Source organism: Nocardioides gansuensis, from assembly GCF_003076135.1.
GTDB classification, from domain to species: Bacteria; Actinomycetota; Actinomycetes; order Propionibacteriales; family Nocardioidaceae; genus Nocardioides; species Nocardioides gansuensis.
In genome coordinates this window covers 827,129-845,681 of sequence record NZ_QDGZ01000001.1, presented here as the reverse complement: position 1 = coordinate 845,681, position 18,553 = coordinate 827,129, and the positions used below count along the sequence as shown (strand labels likewise).

At 71.2% G+C, this 18,553-nt stretch carries 16 protein-coding genes; 6 read left to right on the top strand and 10 right to left on the bottom strand.

The features are described from left to right. The first annotated feature begins 29 nt into the window (after nucleotides 1-29). The 3 genes from DDE18_RS03980 to DDE18_RS03970 are packed head-to-tail and all read left to right on the top strand — an operon-like array spanning nucleotide 30 to nucleotide 3,536. Nucleotides 30-728, top strand: a complete 699-nt coding sequence (locus DDE18_RS03980) for a succinate dehydrogenase cytochrome b subunit (protein WP_116570889.1) — start codon at nucleotides 30-32, stop codon at nucleotides 726-728. 13 nt (nucleotides 729-741) lie between these two features. Further along, on the top strand, nucleotides 742-2,796 hold the full coding sequence (locus DDE18_RS03975) for a fumarate reductase/succinate dehydrogenase flavoprotein subunit (protein WP_116570888.1): 2,055 nt from the start codon (nucleotides 742-744) through the stop codon (nucleotides 2,794-2,796). Next, a complete protein-coding gene (locus DDE18_RS03970; RefSeq protein ID WP_116570887.1) occupies nucleotides 2,793-3,536 on the top strand; it encodes a succinate dehydrogenase/fumarate reductase iron-sulfur subunit in 744 nt (247 codons plus the stop codon). The genes DDE18_RS03975 and DDE18_RS03970 overlap by 4 nt, the downstream gene beginning before the upstream one ends. Before the next feature lie 105 nt (nucleotides 3,537-3,641). On the opposite strand, the gene DDE18_RS03965 is transcribed toward DDE18_RS03970, so the two are convergent. The 3 genes from DDE18_RS03965 to DDE18_RS03955 are packed head-to-tail and all read right to left on the bottom strand — an operon-like array spanning nucleotide 3,642 to nucleotide 5,457. Then, complete coding sequence (locus DDE18_RS03965) at nucleotides 3,642-3,863, bottom strand: SCO4848 family membrane protein (protein ID WP_116570886.1); 222 nt, start codon at nucleotides 3,861-3,863, stop codon at nucleotides 3,642-3,644. Then, entirely contained in the window at nucleotides 3,860-4,942 is a 1,083-nt protein-coding gene (locus tag DDE18_RS03960; RefSeq protein ID WP_245916423.1) for a YihY/virulence factor BrkB family protein, read from the bottom strand. The genes DDE18_RS03965 and DDE18_RS03960 overlap by 4 nt, the downstream gene beginning before the upstream one ends. Nucleotides 4,943-4,944: 2 nt before the next feature. Continuing rightward, nucleotides 4,945-5,457 (bottom strand): 2'-5' RNA ligase family protein, encoded by a 513-nt coding sequence (locus DDE18_RS03955; protein WP_116570885.1) that lies wholly within the window; start codon nucleotides 5,455-5,457, stop codon nucleotides 4,945-4,947. Nucleotides 5,458-5,512: 55 nt separating this feature from the next. On the opposite strand from DDE18_RS03955, the gene trpS reads away from it, so the two are divergent. Further along, nucleotides 5,513-6,592 (top strand): tryptophan--tRNA ligase, encoded by a 1,080-nt coding sequence (trpS, locus tag DDE18_RS03950; protein ID WP_116570884.1) that lies wholly within the window; start codon nucleotides 5,513-5,515, stop codon nucleotides 6,590-6,592. A gap of 17 nt (nucleotides 6,593-6,609) precedes the next feature. Here trpS and DDE18_RS22785 read toward each other — a convergent pair whose 3' ends face one another. The 4 genes from DDE18_RS22785 to DDE18_RS03935 form a co-directional block, all read right to left on the bottom strand. Continuing rightward, complete coding sequence (locus DDE18_RS22785; protein WP_165821013.1) at nucleotides 6,610-6,780, bottom strand: hypothetical protein; 171 nt, start codon at nucleotides 6,778-6,780, stop codon at nucleotides 6,610-6,612. A 138-nt stretch (nucleotides 6,781-6,918) separates the two neighbouring features. Further along, nucleotides 6,919-8,127: an MFS transporter gene (locus tag DDE18_RS03945; protein WP_116571016.1), complete on the bottom strand. Its 1,209-nt coding sequence runs from the start codon at nucleotides 8,125-8,127 to the stop codon at nucleotides 6,919-6,921. A gap of 52 nt (nucleotides 8,128-8,179) precedes the next feature. Beyond that, nucleotides 8,180-11,719 carry an ATP-binding cassette domain-containing protein gene (locus tag DDE18_RS03940; protein ID WP_116570883.1) on the bottom strand — a complete coding sequence of 1,180 codons (3,540 nt, stop codon included), beginning with the start codon at nucleotides 11,717-11,719 and terminating at the stop codon, nucleotides 8,180-8,182. A 123-nt stretch (nucleotides 11,720-11,842) separates the two neighbouring features. Beyond that, on the bottom strand, nucleotides 11,843-14,032 hold the full coding sequence (locus DDE18_RS03935) for an NADP-dependent isocitrate dehydrogenase (RefSeq protein ID WP_116570882.1): 2,190 nt from the start codon (nucleotides 14,030-14,032) through the stop codon (nucleotides 11,843-11,845). A 188-nt stretch (nucleotides 14,033-14,220) separates the two neighbouring features. On the opposite strand from DDE18_RS03935, the gene DDE18_RS03930 reads away from it, so the two are divergent. Beyond that, nucleotides 14,221-15,246 (top strand): MIP/aquaporin family protein, encoded by a 1,026-nt coding sequence (locus tag DDE18_RS03930; RefSeq protein ID WP_211754377.1) that lies wholly within the window; start codon nucleotides 14,221-14,223, stop codon nucleotides 15,244-15,246. 12 nt (nucleotides 15,247-15,258) lie between these two features. Here the strand turns inward: DDE18_RS03930 and DDE18_RS03915 are convergent, their stop codons facing one another. After that, a complete protein-coding gene (locus DDE18_RS03915) occupies nucleotides 15,259-16,008 on the bottom strand; it encodes a hypothetical protein (RefSeq protein WP_133241143.1) in 750 nt (249 codons plus the stop codon). Nucleotides 16,009-16,106: 98 nt separating this feature from the next. Here DDE18_RS03915 and DDE18_RS03910 point away from each other — a divergent pair, with 98 nt between their 5' ends. Further along, nucleotides 16,107-17,081: a malate dehydrogenase gene (locus tag DDE18_RS03910; RefSeq protein WP_116570880.1), complete on the top strand. Its 975-nt coding sequence runs from the start codon at nucleotides 16,107-16,109 to the stop codon at nucleotides 17,079-17,081. Between the two features lie 201 nt (nucleotides 17,082-17,282). Here DDE18_RS03910 and DDE18_RS03905 read toward each other — a convergent pair whose 3' ends face one another. Further along, nucleotides 17,283-17,693 carry a DUF3017 domain-containing protein gene (locus DDE18_RS03905; protein WP_116570879.1) on the bottom strand — a complete coding sequence of 137 codons (411 nt, stop codon included), beginning with the start codon at nucleotides 17,691-17,693 and terminating at the stop codon, nucleotides 17,283-17,285. Nucleotides 17,694-17,696: 3 nt separating this feature from the next. Then, the gene (locus tag DDE18_RS03900) at nucleotides 17,697-18,548 is read right to left on the bottom strand and encodes a bifunctional methylenetetrahydrofolate dehydrogenase/methenyltetrahydrofolate cyclohydrolase (RefSeq protein WP_116570878.1); all 852 of its coding nucleotides are present in this window, start codon (nucleotides 18,546-18,548) and stop codon (nucleotides 17,697-17,699) included. Nucleotides 18,549-18,553: the final 5 nt, after the last annotated feature.

The following is an 18,553-nucleotide window of genomic DNA, read 5'->3' as shown; positions in this document are numbered from 1 at the left end:
GGGCCTCTGCTGGCGGTACGGTGACCTCCGTGGCAACCCCGACTCTGGTCAAGGGAGCGCGCGCTGCGCGCTCGACCATCGCTCTGAAGCTCCTCATGGCAGTCAGCGGCCTGGTGTTCATCGGCTACCTGCTGCTCCACATGTACGGCAACCTCAAGGTCTTCGCCGGCCATGACGCCTTCAACGAGTACGCCCACCACCTGCGCACGTTCGGCGAGCCGATGCTCCCCTACACGGGCCTGCTGTGGATCATCCGGCTGGTGCTGATCGTCGCGCTGGTCGCGCACGTGGCCTCGTTCGTCGCGCTCGCCGCCCGGGCGTCGAAGGCACGGACCCAGAAGTACGCCGTGAAGAAGAACATCGCCTCCACGCTGTCCTCGCGCACCATGCGCTGGGGCGGCGTCGCGCTGTTCATCTTCGTCGTGTGGCACCTGATCCACTTCACGATCGGCAAGGTCAACCCGGCGGGGGGCCCGACCAACGACCCCTACAACCTGATGGTCGACTCCTTCTCCCTGTGGTGGATGACGGTCATCTACCTGCTCGCGCTGGTCGCGCTCGGCCTCCACCTGCACCACGGCACCTGGAGCGCCCTGCAGACCCTGGGCCTGACCGGGAACGCCCGGGCCCGGGCCCGCGCCAAGCGGCTCGGCGTCGTGATCGCCGTGCTCATCGCCGGCGGCTTCGCCCTGGTCCCCCTGTCCGTCCTCTTCGGCCTCGTCGACTAGAAGGGCCTCCCCCATGACCGACTCCCACTCCGAGTTCTCGTCCGACGTCGACAGCCACGCCGACGCTCCGACGATCGACCCCGACCTCATCGACGACGCAGTCGACTACTTCATCCCCGGCGAGCCCCTCGTCGACACCAAGGCTCCGAGCGGCCCGATCGCGGACCGGTGGAGCACCCGCAAGTTCGAGGCCAAGCTGGTCAACCCGGCCAACCGTCGCAAGCTCTCGATCATCATCGTCGGCACCGGCCTCGCCGGCGCCTCCGCGGCCGCCACCCTCGGCGAGGCCGGCTACAACGTGAAGTCCTTCTGCTACCAGGACTCCCCCCGCCGCGCACACTCGATCGCGGCCCAGGGCGGCATCAACGCGGCGAAGAACTACAAGGAGGACGGCGACTCCGTCCACCGGCTGTTCTACGACACCGTCAAGGGCGGCGACTACCGCTCGCGCGAGTCGAACGTCTACCGCCTGGCCGAGGTCAGCACCAACATCATCGACCAGTGCGTCGCGCAGGGCGTCCCGTTCGCGCGCGAGTACGGCGGCCTGCTGGACAACCGCTCGTTCGGCGGCGTGCAGGTCTCCCGCACGTTCTACGCGCGCGGCCAGACGGGACAGCAGCTGCTGATCGGCGCCTACCAGGCGCTCGAGCGGCAGGTCGCGGCCGGCACCGTCACGACGTACGCGCGCCACGAGATGCTCGAGGTGATCGTCGCCGACGACAGCTCCGGTCAGCGCCGTGCCCGCGGCATCATCGCTCGCGACATGGTCACCGGCGAGGTCCAGACCCACCTCGCCGACGTCGTGGTGCTCGCCTCCGGCGGCTACGGCAACGTGTTCTACCTGTCGACCAACGCGATGGGCTGCAACGTCACCGCCGCCTGGCGTGCGCACCGCAAGGGCGCCTACATGGCCAACCCCTGCTACACGCAGATCCACCCGACCTGCATCCCGGTGTCGGGCTCGCACCAGTCCAAGCTGACCCTGATGTCGGAGTCGCTGCGCAACGACGGCCGGATCTGGGTGCCGAAGCGCAAGGAGGACTGCGCCAAGGACCCGCGCGAGATCCCCGAGGAGGACCGCGACTACTACCTGGAGCGCATCTACCCCTCCTTCGGCAACCTGGTACCCCGCGACATCGCCTCGCGGGCCGCGAAGTACCAGTGCGACGACGGTCGCGGCGTGGGCCCGGAGGTCGACGGCGTACGACGCGGCGTCTACCTCGACTTCGCCGACGCCATCGCCCGGCTCGGCCGGGACGCGGTGGAGGCCAAGTACGGCAACCTCTTCGACATGTACGCGCGGATCACCGGCGAGGACCCCTACGAGGTCCCGATGCGCATCTACCCGGCGGTCCACTACGTCATGGGCGGCCTCTGGGTCGACTACGACCTGCAGTCCACGATCCCGGGCCTGTTCGTCACCGGTGAGGCCAACTTCTCCGACCACGGCGCCAACCGTCTCGGCGCCTCGGCGCTGATGCAGGGCCTCGCGGACGGCTATTTCGTCCTCCCCCACACGATCCGCGACTACCTCGCGGACGGGCCGTTCGAGAAGATCGACGAGTCGCACCCCGCGGTCGTCGAGGCGCGCACCTCCGTGGAGGAGCGGATCAACCACTTCCTCACCGTCAACGGCACCCGCAGCGTGGACTCCTACCACCGCGAGCTCGGCAACATCATGTGGGAGTACTGCGGCATGGAGCGGACCGAGGACGGCCTCAAGAAGGCCATCGACCTGATCCGCACCCTGAAGGACGACTTCTACCGCAACGTGAAGGTCCTCGGCACCGCCGACAGCCTCAACCAGAGCCTCGAGAAGGCCGGCCGGGTGGCCGACTTCCTCGAGCTCGGCGAGCTGATGTGCATCGACGCGCTCAACCGGCGCGAGTCCTGCGGCGGCCACTTCCGCGCCGAGTCGCAGACCGAGGACGGCGAGGCCCTGCGCCACGACGACGCGTTCGCCTACGTCGCGGCGTGGGAGTGGGGCGGTGAGGGCGAGAAGCCCATCCTGCACAAGGAAGACCTGGTCTACACGGCCATCGAGATGAAGCAGAGGTCCTACAAGTGAAGCTCACCCTCAAGATCTGGCGTCAGCCGAACGCTGCCAGCACGGGTGCGATGCACACCTACGAGCTCGACGGCGTGTCCCCGGACATGTCGTTCCTGGAGATGCTCGACGTGCTCAACGAGGACCTCAACGCCAAGGGCGAGGAGCCGATCGCGTTCGACTCCGACTGTCGCGAGGGCATCTGCGGCATGTGCGGCCTGATGATCAACGGCCAGGCCCATGGCCCCGAGGTCACGACCACCTGCCAGCTGCACATGCGCTCGTTCGAGGACGGCGACGAGATCGTCATCGAGCCCTGGCGAGCCGACGCGTTCCCCGTCCTCAAGGACCTCTGCGTCGACCGCGGCGCCTTCGACCGCATCATCCAGCAGGGTGGCTACATCTCGGTCAACACCGGGTCGGCGCCCGAGGCGCACTCGATCCAGGTGCCCAAGGACGCGGCCGACCGGGCCTTCGACGTGGCCACCTGCATCGGCTGCGGCGCCTGCGTGGCGGCGTGTCCCAACGGCTCGGCCTCGCTGTTCATGGGCGCGAAGATCACCCACCTCGGCGAGCTGCCGCAGGGCCAGGCGGAGCGCGACTCCCGCGTGGTCAACATGGTCGGCCAGCACGACCATGAGGGCTTCGGTGGCTGCACCAACATCGGGGAGTGCACCGCGGCCTGCCCGAAGGAGATCCCGCTCGACGTGATCTCCCAGCTGAACAGGGACCTGCGCACCGCACTCCGCCACGGCCACTGAGTCGGCGCATCTGCACAGCTCCACCCCGCCGAGTCGGCGCATCTGCTCACATCCCGTGTGCAGATGCGCCGACTCGGCCGCATTTCGGTGTGCAGATGAGCCGGGTCAGCGGGTGGAGCGCAGCGCCTTCCAGCCGAGCACGCCGAAGGCACCACCGAGGACGAGGTTGACCACGATCAGCACGGAGTGGGCGATCCAGTAGCCCGCCGGCCGGTCCTCCCCCGCCGCGTGGGCGTTGTAGAGGTTGCGGGTGAACATCCCCCAGGTCACGAAGTTCCACACGGCGACGCCGAGCAGGAACCACGCGTGTCCCTTGGTGTACTTCATCGGTCTTTCTTCCTCCTCAGCAGGGCGATCACGCCCAGCATCGATGCGGCCCCGGCGGCGAAGGCCGCCTTCGGGTCGCGCAGTCGCGCCGACTCGGCGCCCTGCGCGTGTGCAGACGCGCCCACTCGCTCGGGGACGGCTGCCTGCGCCAGGTCGATCCTCGGTCCCTGTACGGCGGCCTCGGGCAGCTCCGCAGCACGCGCCGCCCGGGCCTCCGGGGACGTGTGCGCCCAGCAGGCGGCGATTACCACGACCCGGGAGAAGTAGTTGATCCAGACGACGAGGACCAGCGCGATGCCGAAGGCCTGCACGGCCGGCTGCTCCTTCGTGGCCTGCAGCAGGAACGTCGACGCCTGCTTGAGCAGCTCGAACGCGATCGCGCCGAGCAGCGCACCCGACCACAGCGACCGCGACGGGATCTCCGGGCTCGCCAGCAGCTTGAAGAACGCGAAGAACAGCAGCGAGTTGGCCGCCAGGCCCAGCGCGAGCCCGATCAGCCAGACGACGGGCTCGGCGCCGACCCCGAGGCCGAGGAGCTCCAGGATCGGCGTGGCCAGCTTGGTCGCGACGCCGGAGAGGGCGACGCTGAGCAGCAGCACGGAGCCCAGGGTGAGCAGCGCCAGCACGTCCCGCAGCTTGCCGACGAAGAAGGTGGGCTGCTCGCGCTTCGGCTCCTCGAAGACCGCCACCAGCGCCGTGCGCATGCCCGAGAGCCAGCCGAGCCCGGAGTAGAGCGCGAGCAGGATGCCGACGCTCAGGATGCCGGGGGCGTTCTGCTGGAACGTCTCCAGGGAGATGCCGTCCTCTCCGCCCACGAGACCCGGGAGCACCTGCTCGATGGCCTCGACGAGGTCCTCGTCGGCGTTGGGGTAGGCCCGGGAGACGAAGCCGATGACGGCGAAGGCGAGCGCCAGGATCGGGAAGAACGACAGGAACGCGAAGTAGGTGACCGCCGCGGCGAGCGCGCTGCCGTGGACGTTGCCGTAGTGCTCCACGGTCCGGACCCCGTGGTCCAGCAGCGGCCACCGGTGGCGGGCCTCCGTGAGCCTGGTCTTGAGGGTGTCGACGATCGCGGGCACGCTTAGGCCTCTTCGGGGAAGGTGCGGGTCACCTCCCACCCCCGCACGGCGTCGTGCACGTAGAGGTGGAAGACGGTCGCCTCGAAGTCGGCCTCGAAGCCGGCCAGCTCGTCGAAGGCGCGGTCGAGGGTGTCGTCGTCGAGGTGGTGGGCCACCGTCACGTGGGGGTGGTAGGGGAAGGAGAGCGGCGTCGCGAGCGGCCCGCGGCGGACCGCGTCTGCGAGCTGCTCGCAGCCGGAGATGCCCTTGACCACGTTGACGAAGACGACCGGCGAGACCGGGCGGAAGGTGCCGGTGCCACGGAGCCGGATCTCGAAGGGCTCGAATCCGTGGCCCACGTCCGCGAGGTGGTCGGCGACGACCTGGAGGTCCTCGCCGTCGACCTCGAGTGGCGGCACCAGGGTGATGTGCGTGGGGATCAGCGACGCCGTGACGTCCCCGATGGACGTCCGGTAGTCCTGCAGCTCCCGGGCCCAGGGCTCGGGGATGGCGAGCGCGACTCCGATGGTGGGCACGACGGGCACCTTAACCCGTGCGGGTGTCCCGGGTCGTACGGGGCGAGGGGTGAGGATGGCCACGCGGGTCGTAGGATCGCTGCCCGTGAGCGACTCCTACCGCGCCTCCGTCGCCCGCAGCGCCGAGGTCGAGGCCGTGCTGGCCACGACGCCCGAGAAGCTGCGGATGCTGACGGGTGACCGGCCCACCGGCGCCCTGCACATCGGCCACTACTTCGCCTCCATGAAGAACCGGGTGAAGCTCCAGCAGGCCGGCGTCGAGCTGTGGCAGCTGATCGCCGACTACCAGGTGATCACGGACCGTGAGGTGATCGGTGATGTCCAGGGCAACGTGCGCAACCTGCTCATCGACAACATCGCGGCGGGCCTCGACCCGCAGCGGGCGACGATCTTCACCCACTCGGCGGTGCCCGCGCTCAACCAGCTGATGCTGCCGTTCCTCAGCCTCGTCAGCGTGGCGGAGCTGCAGCGCAACCCCACCGTCAAGGACGAGGCCGCCACCGCCGGGATCAAGGCGATCGGTGGGCTGCTGCTGACCTATCCCGTGCACCAGGCCGCGGACATCCTCTTCTGCAAGGCCAACGTCGTGCCGGTGGGCCGCGACCAGCTGCCGCACATCGAGCAGACCCGGGTGATCGCCCGGCGCTTCAACGAGCGCTACGGGCAGACCTTCCCCGAGCCCGACGCCCTGCTCAGCCCGGCGACGCTGATCCTCGGCACCGACGGCACCAAGATGAGCAAGTCGAAGGGCAACGTCGTCGAGCTGCGGATGACCGCCGACGAGACGGCGAAGAAGCTCAAGGGCGCCAAGACCGACTCCGACCGTCACATCACGTGGGACCCGGACGGCCGGCCCGAGGTCGCCAACCTGCTCCTGCTCATCTCCCTGTGCGAGGGCGTGCCGCCCGAGCAGGTGGCCGAGGAGATCGGCGACGGCGGTGGCGGCATGCTCAAGAAGCGCCTCACCGACGCCCTCAACACCGAGCTCGCCCCGCTCCGGGCGCGTCGCGCGGAGCTTGAGGGCGACCCGGCGTACATCGCCGAGGTGCTCCGCCGTGGCAACGAGCGCGCCAACGAGGTCGCCGAGGCCACCCTCACCGAGGTGCGCGAGCGGATGGGGATGCTCTACAGCTGAGCACCCCGCTGTCCCGCTCAGGCGCTCCAGCCGACGGCCTCGCGCACGTGGTCGGCCAGCAGGTTCACGCCGGCGAGATCCTCGCGGCGGGCCAGCAGGTCGACGACCCCTGCGGCGTGGCGTGCCTCCTGCAGCTTGCGGCGCTCGGCGTAGGCCTCGATCTTCGTGTCGATCGTCGCGTCGTCCATGGGTGTCCCCCTCATCTGTCGTGAGCCGCGGCATCAGGTGGGCCGGGCTCGCGGGTGCGATGGGATAGATCGTGAGGGAGAAGTGCTAACAGGCGGTTGAGCCCCAGTTACGGCTCGGTCACCTCGCCGTCTCGCTCTTCACGACACGCGCGTACGGCGGTGCAGCAGCGCCGAGAGGAGGAGCACGGCCAGCCCGGCGGCCGAGAGGGCCGCGCCGACCAGCGCCGGAGCGCGGAAGCCCCAGCCTGCAGCGATGACGACGCCGCCGAGCCACGCGCCCAGCGCGTTAGCGACGTTGAGCGACGCGTGGTTCATCGCCGCACCGAGGGCCTGGGCCTCTCCGGCCACGTCCATCAGCCGGAGCTGGAGGTTCACCACCAGCACGGAGCCGAGCACGGTGATCAGGAAGACCACCGGGAGGGCGGCCCAGCCGAGCGGGGCGACGAGCCAGAAGACCAGCAGGGTCAGGCCCATGCCGGCGCCCCCGATGAGCAGCGAGCGGAAGATCGACCAGTCGGCCATCACCCCGGCCAGCCAGGTGCCGGCCACCATGCCGAGGCCGAAGAACAGCAGGAACACCGGCACCGCCGACTGGCCCAGGCTGCCGACGTCGGTGACCGTGGGCGCGATGTAGGTGTAGACGGCGAACATGCCGCCGAAGCCGATCGCCCCGGCGAGCAGGGTGAGCCACACCTGGGGCAGTGCGAAGGCGCTGAGCTCGCGGCGTCCACTGGCCTCGGGGTCGCCGGCCACCGACGGCACGAACCACACGACCATGGCGAGGGTGAGCAGGCCCAGGACGGTCACGGCCCAGAAGGCGGTGCGCCAGCCGAGGTGCTGGCCCATCCAGGTGGCGGCCGGGACGCCTACGACGTTGGCCACCGAGAGGCCGAGCATCACCAGCGCGACCGCACGGCCCTTGCGGGAGGGTGGGGCGAGGGACGCTGCCACGAGCGAGGCGACGCCGAAGTAGGCCCCGTGGGGCAGGCCGGCGGCGAAGCGCGCGACCACCAGCGCGTCGTACGACGTGGCGAGGGCGCTGGCGGCGTTGCCGACCGCGAACGCCGCCATCAGCGCCACCAGGAGGGCGCGGCGGGGCAGGCGGGCGCCGAGGAAGGCCAGCACGGGGGCGCCGACGACCACGCCGAGCGCGTAGGCGGAGATCACGTGGCCACCCGTCGGGATGGAGACGCCCACGCCGTCGGCGATCTGGGGCAGCAGGCCCATGGTCACGAACTCGGTCGTGCCGATCGCGAAGCCACCCATCGCGAGGGCGAGGACGGCGAGACCGAAATGTGCTGCGCGGACCGCGGGGTGGTCGAGGACTGTGTCGGGCGGCGCGGTCATCGTCACAAGGATCGCAAGTCGCCTCGCGGAGTGCGTATTCCGCGCGCGCCGGTCATCCCGCCAGGTGGTCCCAGGCGCCGGCCAGCTCGCGCCACGGCCCGACGGCCGCGACCTCCCCGTCGACGAGGACGACGACCCGGTCGGCGCGGGCGAGCGCCGCGCGCTTCGACGTCGCTCCGATCACGGTCGTACGCCGCTCGCGCAGGGCCGCCCACAGCTCGATCTCGGTGGCGGCGTCGAGCGCGCTCGACACGTCGTCCGCGAGCAGCAGCTCGGTCTCGGCGGCGAGCGCACGAGCAAGGGCGAGCCGCTGCACCTGCCCGCCTGAGAGCCGGACGCCACGATGTCCGACAAGCGCCTCCTTGCCGCCCGCCTGATCCACGTCGGGTCCGAGCCGCGCTGCCCCCACCGGGTCGTCGAAGGGACGGTCGTGGCCGAGCCGGACGTTGTCGGCGAAGGTGCCCGAGAGGACACGGGGCACCTGGGCGACGTGCGAGACCTGGCCCGGCCGCAGGAAGACCTGGGGGTCGGTGACCTCCTGACCGTTCCAGCGGAGCTCACCGCTGTGCTCGATCAGCCCGGCCAAGGCGGCTAGCAGGCTGGACTTGCCGGAGCCGACCTGGCCGACCAGGAGCACCAGCTCGCCCGCCTCGACGTCGAGGTCGACCCCGCTGACCCCGATCGTGCCGTCGTCGTGGAGGGCGGAGAAGCCGCGTAGCGACAGCCTCTCCAGCGGCACCCGTCCGACCGCCGCAGGCGCTGGGGCGTCACCGGTGACCAGGTCGACTCCGGGCGGCAGGTCCATCAGGTCGCGCCCGCCCGCGAACCGGCTGGTCTCGACCTGCCACGCACGCGTGCCGGGCGCCTCGGTCACCACCATCCCCGCCACGCGGCCGAACCAGTCGAACCCGGAGACGGCGTTCGCCACCAGCAGGGCGGTCGCCAGGCCCCAGCCACCCGAGAAGTAGATCGCCCAGGCGGCGACCACACCGCACTGCACCATCACCACGGGCACCCCGTCGAGGAAGCTCTGGACCCGGTGTTCCCTGACAGCGGCCGCGACGCGGCCGGAGTCCACCCGGCGCAGGTAGGCGTGGACGTCGGGAGTCGCCGCGGCGAGCTTGACCGTGCGCGCCGACTCGAGTGCCGAGACGAGGGCCCGCCCGAACCGGGCCCGGGCTGTGGAGGCCGCCGCGGCGGAGCGGCCCGCGATCGGGCGCCCGAGCGTCGAGGCGAGCGCCGAGGTCACCATCACCGCCAGCAGCACGGCACCGGCGAGCCAGGTGCCGGCGAGGAGGGCGGTGACGCCGGCGATGACGAGGCCGTTGACGAAGTCGACCCAGCGGTCGGCGTAGCGCGCGTAGCGGTCGGCGTCCATCGAACGGGCGACGACCTCGCCGGGTGGTGTCCGCGTCAGCCGGCGCTGGTCCGTCTGCCCGTGGAGGACGGACATCCGGGCCCGCAGCATCACCTCGATCCACCAGCGCGGGTAGCGCCAGAATGCGTTGGCCAGCATCACCGGCGCCGCGAGGAGTGAGACGACGATCGCGACGACCAGCCCGGTCGGCTGGCCTCCGGCCTGGAGGTCCTCGACGATCAGGCCCCACACGAGACCCGTCACCGCGCCCTGTGCCCCGCACAGCGCCGAGAACAGGAACAGGGCGGCACCGAGGACGCCCCACCACGGACGCACGAGGAGCGCGTGCAGGATGCCGCGTGCGAGCGACGGGCCGGTGCCCACCACCGGGATCGGCGGCGGCGGCCCGGACCGCCGCCGGGCGCCGACGCCCGGTGTGGTGACCTCGGAGCCGGCGGCAGCACCGGGCGCATCCAGGGCCTCGTCGGCCGTAGGGCTGTGCAGGGACCGGCTCGCGGCGAGGAGGTCACGGAACGGCCCGGGCACGACGGCGAGCTCGGCTCGGGCACCGGACTGCACGACACGACCGTGGTCGAGGACGGCCACCAGGGCGGCGCGCTCGACCGTCGAGAGCCGGTGGGCGATGAGCACACCGGTGCGTCCGGCGAGCAGCCGGTCGGCCGCGGCGACGACCCGGCGCTCGGTGAGCGGGTCCATCCTGGCCGTGGCCTCGTCGAGCACCACCACGGACACGTCCCGGACCAGCAGCCGCGCGAACGCGACCAGCTGCTCCTCCCCGGCGGACAGCGATGTGCCGCCGGGGCCGAGCAGCGTGTCGAGACCGTCGGGCAGACCGGCGACCCAGTGGTCGAGGCCGAGCTCGGCGACCGCGGCCTCGACCTCCGTGCGCGGCCGGTCGGCGAAGAGCGTGATGTTGTCCGCCAGCGTGCCAGCGAGGATCTCGGTGCGCTGGGTCACCACCCCGACGGTGCGCCGGAGCTGCTGGAGGTCGAGCTCGCGGACGTCACGCCCGCCGAGGAACACCGACCTGGTGGGCGGCTCCACGGCGCGGGAGATGATCGAGGCGAGCGTGGACTTGCCCGAGCCCGTGCGCCCGACGAGCGCGATCGTCTGGCCGGCCGGGACGTAGAGGTCGATGCCCTGGAGGGCGAAGGTGCCCTCGGTGTAGGCGAATCCGAGATCGCGGAGCTCCAGGTCGAGCGGTCCGCCGGGCAGGTCGAGGCCGCCCTCGGGCTCGGGCTCGACGGCCAGCATCTGGCGCAGGCGGATCACCGCGCCGAGTCCTGCCTGAAGGTCGGGCACGTGGTAGGCGAGCATCGCGATCTGCCCGACGAACGTCGAGGTGACGAGGAAGAGCGTGACCAGCCGGGCGACCGAGAGGTCGCCGGCGGAGGCGAGCGCCACCCCGGCCACGGCGACGCCGGCGAGCAGGGCGTGCAACAGCACTCCCGCCCGCCGGGCAAGCCGGCTCTCGACGTCGAGGACGGCGCGGAACCTGGCGTGCACCTCCGCGGACAGGCCCGCCACCCGGCGTACGACGTGGGTCTGGCCGAGAGTCGTGCGCAGGTCGTCACGCCCGGCGATGCCCTCCTCGAGAACGGCGGCGTGGTCTGTCCAGGCCATCTCCTCGACCACCTTGCGGCGCGAGATCTCGCCGAGCAGCGGACGGACGCTGAGGAACGTGACCGTCCCGAGCAGAGGGAACAGCAGGAACGCGGGCCACCAGGTGAGGCCCGCGACGATCCACATGGGGACGGTGGCGAACACCGTGCGGCAGAGCATCCAGATCTGCCAGCGCACCAGGTTGCCGACCTCGTGGGTGTCGTCGTCGACGCGGTCGAGGATCTCGCCGACCGCCTGCTCGCCGAGCGCAGCGAGCGGCTGCCGGAGCGCCGCCCGGAGGAGGTCTTCGCGCAGGCGGCCCTCCGCGCGGTCAGAGCGGCCGACCCACGCGATCTTGCCGGCGGTGTCGACGACGGCGGCGCCCACCAGGCACAGGGCCAGCCACCCCACCAGCTCGGCCGACGGGTGCGCGGCCAGCCGTCCCGCGACGACGGACCCGAGGGCGGTGCCGATCGCGCCCACGGCCGCCGCGACCAGCGCGGCCACGACGACTGGGCCCTGCAGTCGACGCCAGTCGACGGTGCGCGCTGGGTCGTCGGGAGGACCGGAGGAAGGTGGCGCGCTGGCGTGCCGCACGGCGGTCTCGGTCATGACCCTCTCGACCCTACGGCGCCGGACCGACACCCACCTCCCCATTTTCCGCTGCTGCGGTGGGGGCCGAAATGACGGCCGCCCGGGTCCCTCGAGGGGGCCCGGGCGGTCGGCAGGACGGCGTCAGAGCGACGCGAGTGCCTCGTTGAACGTCGCCGACGGGCGCATCACGGCAGCGGTCTTCTCGGCGTCGAGGTAGTAGTAGCCGCCGATGTCGGCCGGCTTGCCCTGGACGGAGATGAGCTCCTCGGCGATCTTCGCCTCGTTGGCCCGCAGGGTCTCGGCGAGCGGCTTGAAGGCGGCCGCCAGCTCCGCGTCCTCGGTCTGCGCCGCGAGCTCCTCGGCCCAGTAGAGGGCCAGGTAGAAGTGCGAGCCGCGGTTGTCGGTCGTGCCGAGCTTGCGACCGGGGCTGCGGTCCTCGTTGAGGAACGTGCCGGTGGCGCGGTCGAGCGCGTCGGCCAGGACCTGTGCGGCCGGGGCGTCCGCCTGCTCGGCGTACTTCTCCAGCGACGGCACCAGGGCGAAGAACTCGCCGAGGCTGTCCCAGCGCAGGTAGTTCTCCTCGACGAGCTGCTGCACGTGCTTGGGGGCCGAGCCGCCCGCGCCGGTCTCGAAGAGGCCACCGCCCGCGATCAGCGGGACCACCGACAGCATCTTCGCCGAGGTGCCGAGCTCGAGGATCGGGAACAGGTCGGTGTTGTAGTCGCGCAGCACGTTGCCGGTCACCGAGATGGTGTCCTCGCCCTTGCGCATCCGCTCGACGGAGAGCTTCGCCGCGTCGGCCGGGGCCATGATCCGGATGTCGAGGCCCTCGGTGTCGTGGTCCTGCAGGTACGCGTTGACCTTCGCGATGATCTCGCGGTCGTGGGCGCGCGCCTCGTTGAGCCAGAAGATCGCCGGCGAGCCGGTGGCACGGGCGCGGGTGACGGCGAGCTTGACCCAGTCCTGGACGGGGATGTCCTTGGTCTGGCAGGCGCGCCAGATGTCGCCGGGCTCGACGTCCTGCTCGAGCAGCGCCTCGCCGGCGGCGTTGAGGACCCTGACCGTGCCCGCGGCCGGGATCTCGAAGGTCTTGTCGTGCGAGCCGTACTCCTCGGCCGCCTGCGCCATCAGGCCGACGTTCGGGACCGAGCCGATGGTGGCGGGGTCGAGCGGGCCGTTGGTCTTGACGTCGTCGATGACGGCCTGGAACACGCCGGCGTACGACGAGTCGGGGATCACCGCGAGGGTGTCGTCCTCGCCGCCGTCGGCACCCCAGAGGCGGCCGCCGTTGCGGATCATCGCGGGCATCGAGGCGTCGACGATGACGTCGGAGGGCACGTGCAGGTTGGTGATGCCCTTGTCGGAGTTGACGTAGGAGAGGCGGGGGCCGCTGGCCAGGGCCTCGTCGAAGGCCGCCTTGATCTCGGCGCCGTTGGGCAGGGCGTCCAGGCCGGCGAGGATCCCGCCGAGGCCGTCGTTCGGGGACAGCTCGGCGGCGGCGAGGGCGGCGCCGTACTTCTCGAAGACGTCGTCGAAGTAGGCCCTCACGACGTGGCCGAAGATGATCGGGTCGGAGACCTTCATCATGGTGGCCTTGAGGTGCACCGAGTAGAGGACGTCGTCGGCCTTGGCCTGCTCGAGCGTCTTCGCGAGGAAGGACTGCAGGGCCGCAGCCTCCATGCGGGTGGCGTCGACGATCTCACCCTCGAGGACCTTGAGGCCCTCCTTGAGCACGACCTTCTCGCCGTCCGCCGTCTCGAGCACGATCGAGAGGGTGTCGTCGGCCGGCAGCGTCACGGACTTCTCGTTGGACGCGAAGTCGTGCTCGCCCATGGTGGCGACGCTGGTCTTCGAGCCCTCGGCGAACGGCTTGTTGGTGTGCGGGTGGGTCTTCGCGTAGTTCTTCACGCTGGCGGGCGCGCGGCGGTCGGAGTTGCCCTCGCGCAGGACCGGGTTGACCGCGGAGCCCTTGACCTTGTCGTACCTGGCCCGGATCTCCTGCTCCTCGGCGTTGTCGGGGCTCTCCGGGTAGTCCGGGATGTCGAAGCCCTTCTCCTGCAGCTCCCTGATCGCGGCCTTGAGCTGCGGGATGGAGGCGGAGATGTTGGGGAGCTTGATGATGTTGGCCTCGGGCGTCTTGGCGAGCTCGCCGAGCTCGGTCAGCGCGTCGTCGGCCAGCCCGAACTGGGCGAGGATGCGCGCAGCCACGGAGATGTCCCGGGTCTCGACCTCGACGCCGGCCTTCCCGGCGTACGCCTCGACGACAGGGAGGAAGGAGTACGTCGCCAGCAGCGGCGCCTCGTCGGTGTGCGTGTAGATGATCTTGGCCATGGCGTGGGACAGCTCCTGGTGTCTGCGGCGGCAACTAACTTGACGTCAAGATACCTGACGTGGGCCCCGCTCGGGGACTCGGCCAGCCTCGCACCGAGCGACCCTCCCCGGCTAGAGTCCGTGCCGGACCCACGGGGGTGTGGGCATGCCTCTTCCCAAATGACATTGTTCAGGAAGGCTCTGCCGCAATGACTGAGATCTCGGAACCGGTCGACGTCCCGACCAACGGCGCGAAGTTCGCAGCGGAGGTGCTCGGCACCTTCGTGCTCGTGTTCTTCGGCGTCGGCGCCGCGCTGAATAGCGGGGGCGACTACGTCGCCACCGGCCTCACCTTCGGCCTCACCGTCGTGGTGATGGCCTACGCCGTCGGCCGCGTCTCGGGCGGCCACTTCAATCCCGCCGTCACCGTCGGCGCCATCCTGGGTGGCCGCCTGCCCTGGCGGGACGCGCCCCTCTACCTCGGCGCGCAGCTGCTCGGCGGCCTCGTCGCCGGCGCCGCGCTGTTCGGCCTGATGCACGGCTTCGACGGCTTCACCGCCGAGGGCAACATGGGCGCCAACGCCTTCGGGGACGAGGGGAGCGGCTTCGCCTGGTGGGCCGCGCTGATGCTCGAGACCCTCCTGACGGCGGTCTTCCTCTGGGTGATCCTCGCCGTGACCGACGCCCGCAACGAGTTCCAGGCCTTCATGGCGCCGCTGGCCATCGGCCTCGCGCTCGCGATGATCCACTTCGCGTCCATGGGCGCCACCGGCACGTCGGTCAACCCCGCCCGCTCGATCGGCGTCGGCGTCTTCGCGGGCACGGACGCGATCATCCAGCTGTGGCTGTTCGTCGTCGCGCCCCTCGTCGGGGCAGTCGTCGCCGGGCTGACCTACCCCGTGATCTTCGGGCACGGCGCCGAGCCGGTCGCCGGCTCCGGGCTGAGCTTCGGCGGCGGCAAGCAGGCGAGGAACCAGTTCATGCCCCCGATAGGCTACGAGCAGCAGTGGAACCAGGGGCAGCCGCAGTGGCAGGCGCCGCCGCCCGCCTGGGGCGCGCCCCCGCAGTCGGCCTCCGGCCAGCCTGCTCCCGGCCAGCCCGTCGCGCCGCAGGGCCCTCCCCCGGCCGCCCCGCAGTACTGGGGCCAGCCGCAGGCTCCGCAGCAGCCGCAGCAGTGGGGCCAGCCGCTCCCCGACGAGGAGGACGGCCGCACGCAGGTGCGCCGCCCCGACTGACGGTCCCCCCGGTCAGCGCCCTCCGGGGGTGAACGCGACCAGCTCGACGACCTCGTCGCCGGCCGGCGACTCCTCGAGCACCAGCCCGACGCCGTGGGCGTAGAGCTTGTGCTCGACCAGGTCCGGCTCGAGTGGCGTGGTGTCCTCTGTCAGAACGAGGTCGTCCCAGGAGCCGAACGCCGTCGTCCGGGACGCCGACACGTCGAGCACCTCGGCGCGGTCCTCGGCGACGCCGGGCAGCCACTCCTGCTGGAAGCCGTCGCCCACCCGGGGCTCCGCCGGCATCACCAGGCCCGCCATCGCACCGTCCACCCCGGCCTCCCAGGAGCCCTCGGTCGACGGGCGGTGACGCTCGTACGACGTGGTGTCCTCGCCGAGGTACCAGACGTTGCCTGCCCGGTCCTCCGCGAACCAGTCGAGGGTCTCCTCCACGACCTTCCCCTCGGCGTCGGTCACCACGTCGCGCACCACCGTCGCGTCGACCCCCGCCACGCGGCGTACGTCGTCGGTGACGGTGACCTCGATGGTCTCCTCGACCTCCCCGTCCACCCGCACCTCGTAGCGCCAGGTGCTGCCGGGCAGCAGGGGCAGCCACGGGTTGCCGACCTCGCGCACGAAGTCGGCCGGATCGGGTGACGGCGTCGGGACGACGAGCCCGTCGACGCCGGTCGGGTCACTGACCGGGGGCGCGCCGACACCGCAGGCACCGAGAAGCAGGGCGGCGGGGATGGCCGCGAACATTCCCGCGGATCGACCTCGCACGGCACCAGCATGCCACCGTCCGGGCCCCCCGGTGCGACCGGCTGCCCCGCTGCTAGCGTCAGCCCGACCAGACCTGTCCCACTCCGAGGAGTCCCGTCGTGAGCACCACGCCCCTCAAGGTGGCCGTCACCGGCGCCGCCGGCCAGATCGGCTACAGCCTGCTCTTCCGTCTCGCCGCCGGCGCACTGGGCGACCGGCCGATCGAGCTGCGCCTTCTCGAGATCGAGCCCGCCCTGCCCTCGCTGGAGGGTGTGGTCATGGAGCTCGACGACTGCGCCTTCCCGCTGCTCGCCGGCGTGGAGATCGGCGCCGACCCGGCCGCCATCTTCAGCGGCGTCAGCGTCGCGATGCTCGTCGGCGCCATGCCCCGCAAGGAGGGCATGGACCGGGCCGACCTGCTGTCGGCCAACGGCAAGATCTTCACCGGCCAGGGCAAGGCGCTCAACGACAACGCCGCCGACGACGTCAAGGTGCTCGTGACCGGCAACCCGGCCAACACCAACGCGCTCATCGCGATGAGCAACGCGCCCGACATCCCGAACGAGCGGTTCAACGCGCTGACCAGGCTCGACCACAACCGGGCCAAGACCCAGCTCGCGAAGAAGCTCGGCGTCCCCGTCACCGAGATCTCCCAGCTGGCGATCTGGGGCAACCACGACGACTCGATGTACCCGGACCTGTTCAACACGATGGTCGGCGGCAAGTCCGCGGCGGAGCAGGTCGACCAGGCCTGGATCACCGACGAGTACATCCCCACGGTCGCCACCCGCGGCGGCGCGATCATCAAGGCTCGCGGCGCCTCGTCGGCCGCCTCGGCTGCCAACGCGACGATCGACCACATGCACGACTGGCTCAACGGCACGTCGGACTGGGTGTCGATGTCGGTGCCGTCCGACGGCTCCTACGGCGTCACCGAGGGCATCGTCTCGTCGTTCCCGTGCACGGTGACCGACGGTCAGTACGAGATCGTGCAGGGCATCGAGCTCAACGACTTCTCCAAGGAGCGCATCGCGGCCTCCGTCGCGCGCCTGGAGGGGGAGCGAGACCAGGTCAAGCAGCTCGGCCTGATCTGACCGCAGCGAGCGCAGCGAGCGGAGGGCCGGATCAGGCCCATCAAGTCGGCCTGATCTGACCGCAGCGAGCGCAGCGAGGAACGAGCGCCGGGCGTCGAGAGGTCAGGTCGAGTGGCCCCGCGACCGAGCCTGCGAGGTCGCGACGGGGCGTATCGAGACCGAGTCGGCGCATCTGCTCACGCGGATGCGCCGACTCGGCATCTACGGGCCGGGCTGGTCGGGGATCGAGCCTGCGAGCACGATGAGCGCGGCGCCGAGGGCGATGAGCAGCAGCGCGTCGAGCCACTTGTAGCGCACGGCGAGCATGCCGGCGTCGCGCGGCCCCAGGGCCAGTCGGCAGAGGGCGCCGAACAGGAGGGCGCCGCCCATCACCCGGATGCCCTGGCGCCAGGCTCCGGTGACGACGATCGCCAGCGCGGCGCCGCTGGCGGCGAGCACGGCGAGGTAGAACGCTCCCCCGATCGTCGAGGGATAGCGTCGCTCGTCCTCGCCGCCGGCCGCCTCGTCGGGGGCCTCGCCGTTCACGAGCTCCTCGGCGGAGAGAGGGGGGACGTCCTCGGGCGGGACGATGTCGGGCTCCTGCGCGGCAGGCTCCTCGGCTGGTTCGGTCACGGGTTACCTGGTCCCGAGCTGCTTCTCGGCGATCTCGACGATGTTGGTCAGCAGCATGGCCCGGGTCATCGGACCGACACCCCCGGGGTTGGGCGAAACCCAGCCCGCGACGTCCCACACGTCCGGTGCGACGTCACCCGTGACCTTGCCGTCGACGCGGGAGACGCCCACGTCCAGCACGGCGGCGCCAGGCTTGACCATGTCACCGGAGATGATGCCCGGCACTCCGGCGGCGGCCACGACGATGTCGGCGTTGCGGACGTGCCCGGCCAGGTCGACGGTGCCGGTGTGGCACAGCGTCACCGTCGCGTTCTCCGTACGGCGGGTCAGCAGGAGGCCGAGTGGACGACCCACGGTGAGGCCGCGGCCGACCACGACCACCTCGGCGCCGGCGATCTGCACCCCGTGGCGACGGAGCAGCTCGATCGCGCCCACGGGCGTGCACGGCAGCGGGCCGGACTCGCCCAGCACGAGCTTGCCGAGGTTGGTCGGGTGCAGGCCGTCGACGTCCTTGTCCGGGTCGACGCTGGACAGCAGCGCGAACTCGTCGAGCCCGGTCGGCTGCTGCACCAGGAAGCCGGTGCACGAGGCGTCGGCGTTCAGCTCGTCGATCACTCCCTCCACCTCCGCCTGGGTGGCGGTGGCCGGGAGGTCGCGGCGGATCGAGGTGATGCCGATCTCGGCGCAGTCCTTGTGCTTGGCGCCGACGTACCAGTGCGAGCCCGGATCGTCACCGACGAGCACGGTGCCGAGGCCGGGGACGATGCCCTGCTCCTTGAGCCGGGCCACGCGCTCGGCGAGCTCGGCCTTGATGGTGCGCAGGGTGGCGGCACCGTCCAGTGTCTGTGCAGTCATCGCTG

Excerpts from the sequence above, each read along its gene's own strand:
- DDE18_RS03975 (WP_116570888.1), top strand. The coding sequence starts at position 742 with ATGACCGACTCCCACTCCGAGTTCTCGTCCGACGTCGACAGCCACGCC.
- DDE18_RS03965 (WP_116570886.1), bottom strand. The coding sequence starts at position 3,863 with ATGAAGTACACCAAGGGACACGCGTGGTTCCTGCTCGGCGTCGCCGTG.
- trpS (WP_116570884.1), top strand. The coding sequence starts at position 5,513 with ATGGCCACGCGGGTCGTAGGATCGCTGCCCGTGAGCGACTCCTACCGC.
- DDE18_RS22785 (WP_165821013.1), bottom strand. The coding sequence starts at position 6,780 with ATGGACGACGCGACGATCGACACGAAGATCGAGGCCTACGCCGAGCGC.
- DDE18_RS03945 (WP_116571016.1), bottom strand. The coding sequence starts at position 8,127 with ATGACCGCGCCGCCCGACACAGTCCTCGACCACCCCGCGGTCCGCGCA.
- DDE18_RS03940 (WP_116570883.1), bottom strand. The coding sequence starts at position 11,719 with ATGACCGAGACCGCCGTGCGGCACGCCAGCGCGCCACCTTCCTCCGGT.
- DDE18_RS03935 (WP_116570882.1), bottom strand. The coding sequence starts at position 14,032 with ATGGCCAAGATCATCTACACGCACACCGACGAGGCGCCGCTGCTGGCG.
- DDE18_RS03930 (WP_211754377.1), top strand. The coding sequence starts at position 14,221 with ATGACTGAGATCTCGGAACCGGTCGACGTCCCGACCAACGGCGCGAAG.
- DDE18_RS03900 (WP_116570878.1), bottom strand. The coding sequence starts at position 18,548 with ATGACTGCACAGACACTGGACGGTGCCGCCACCCTGCGCACCATCAAG.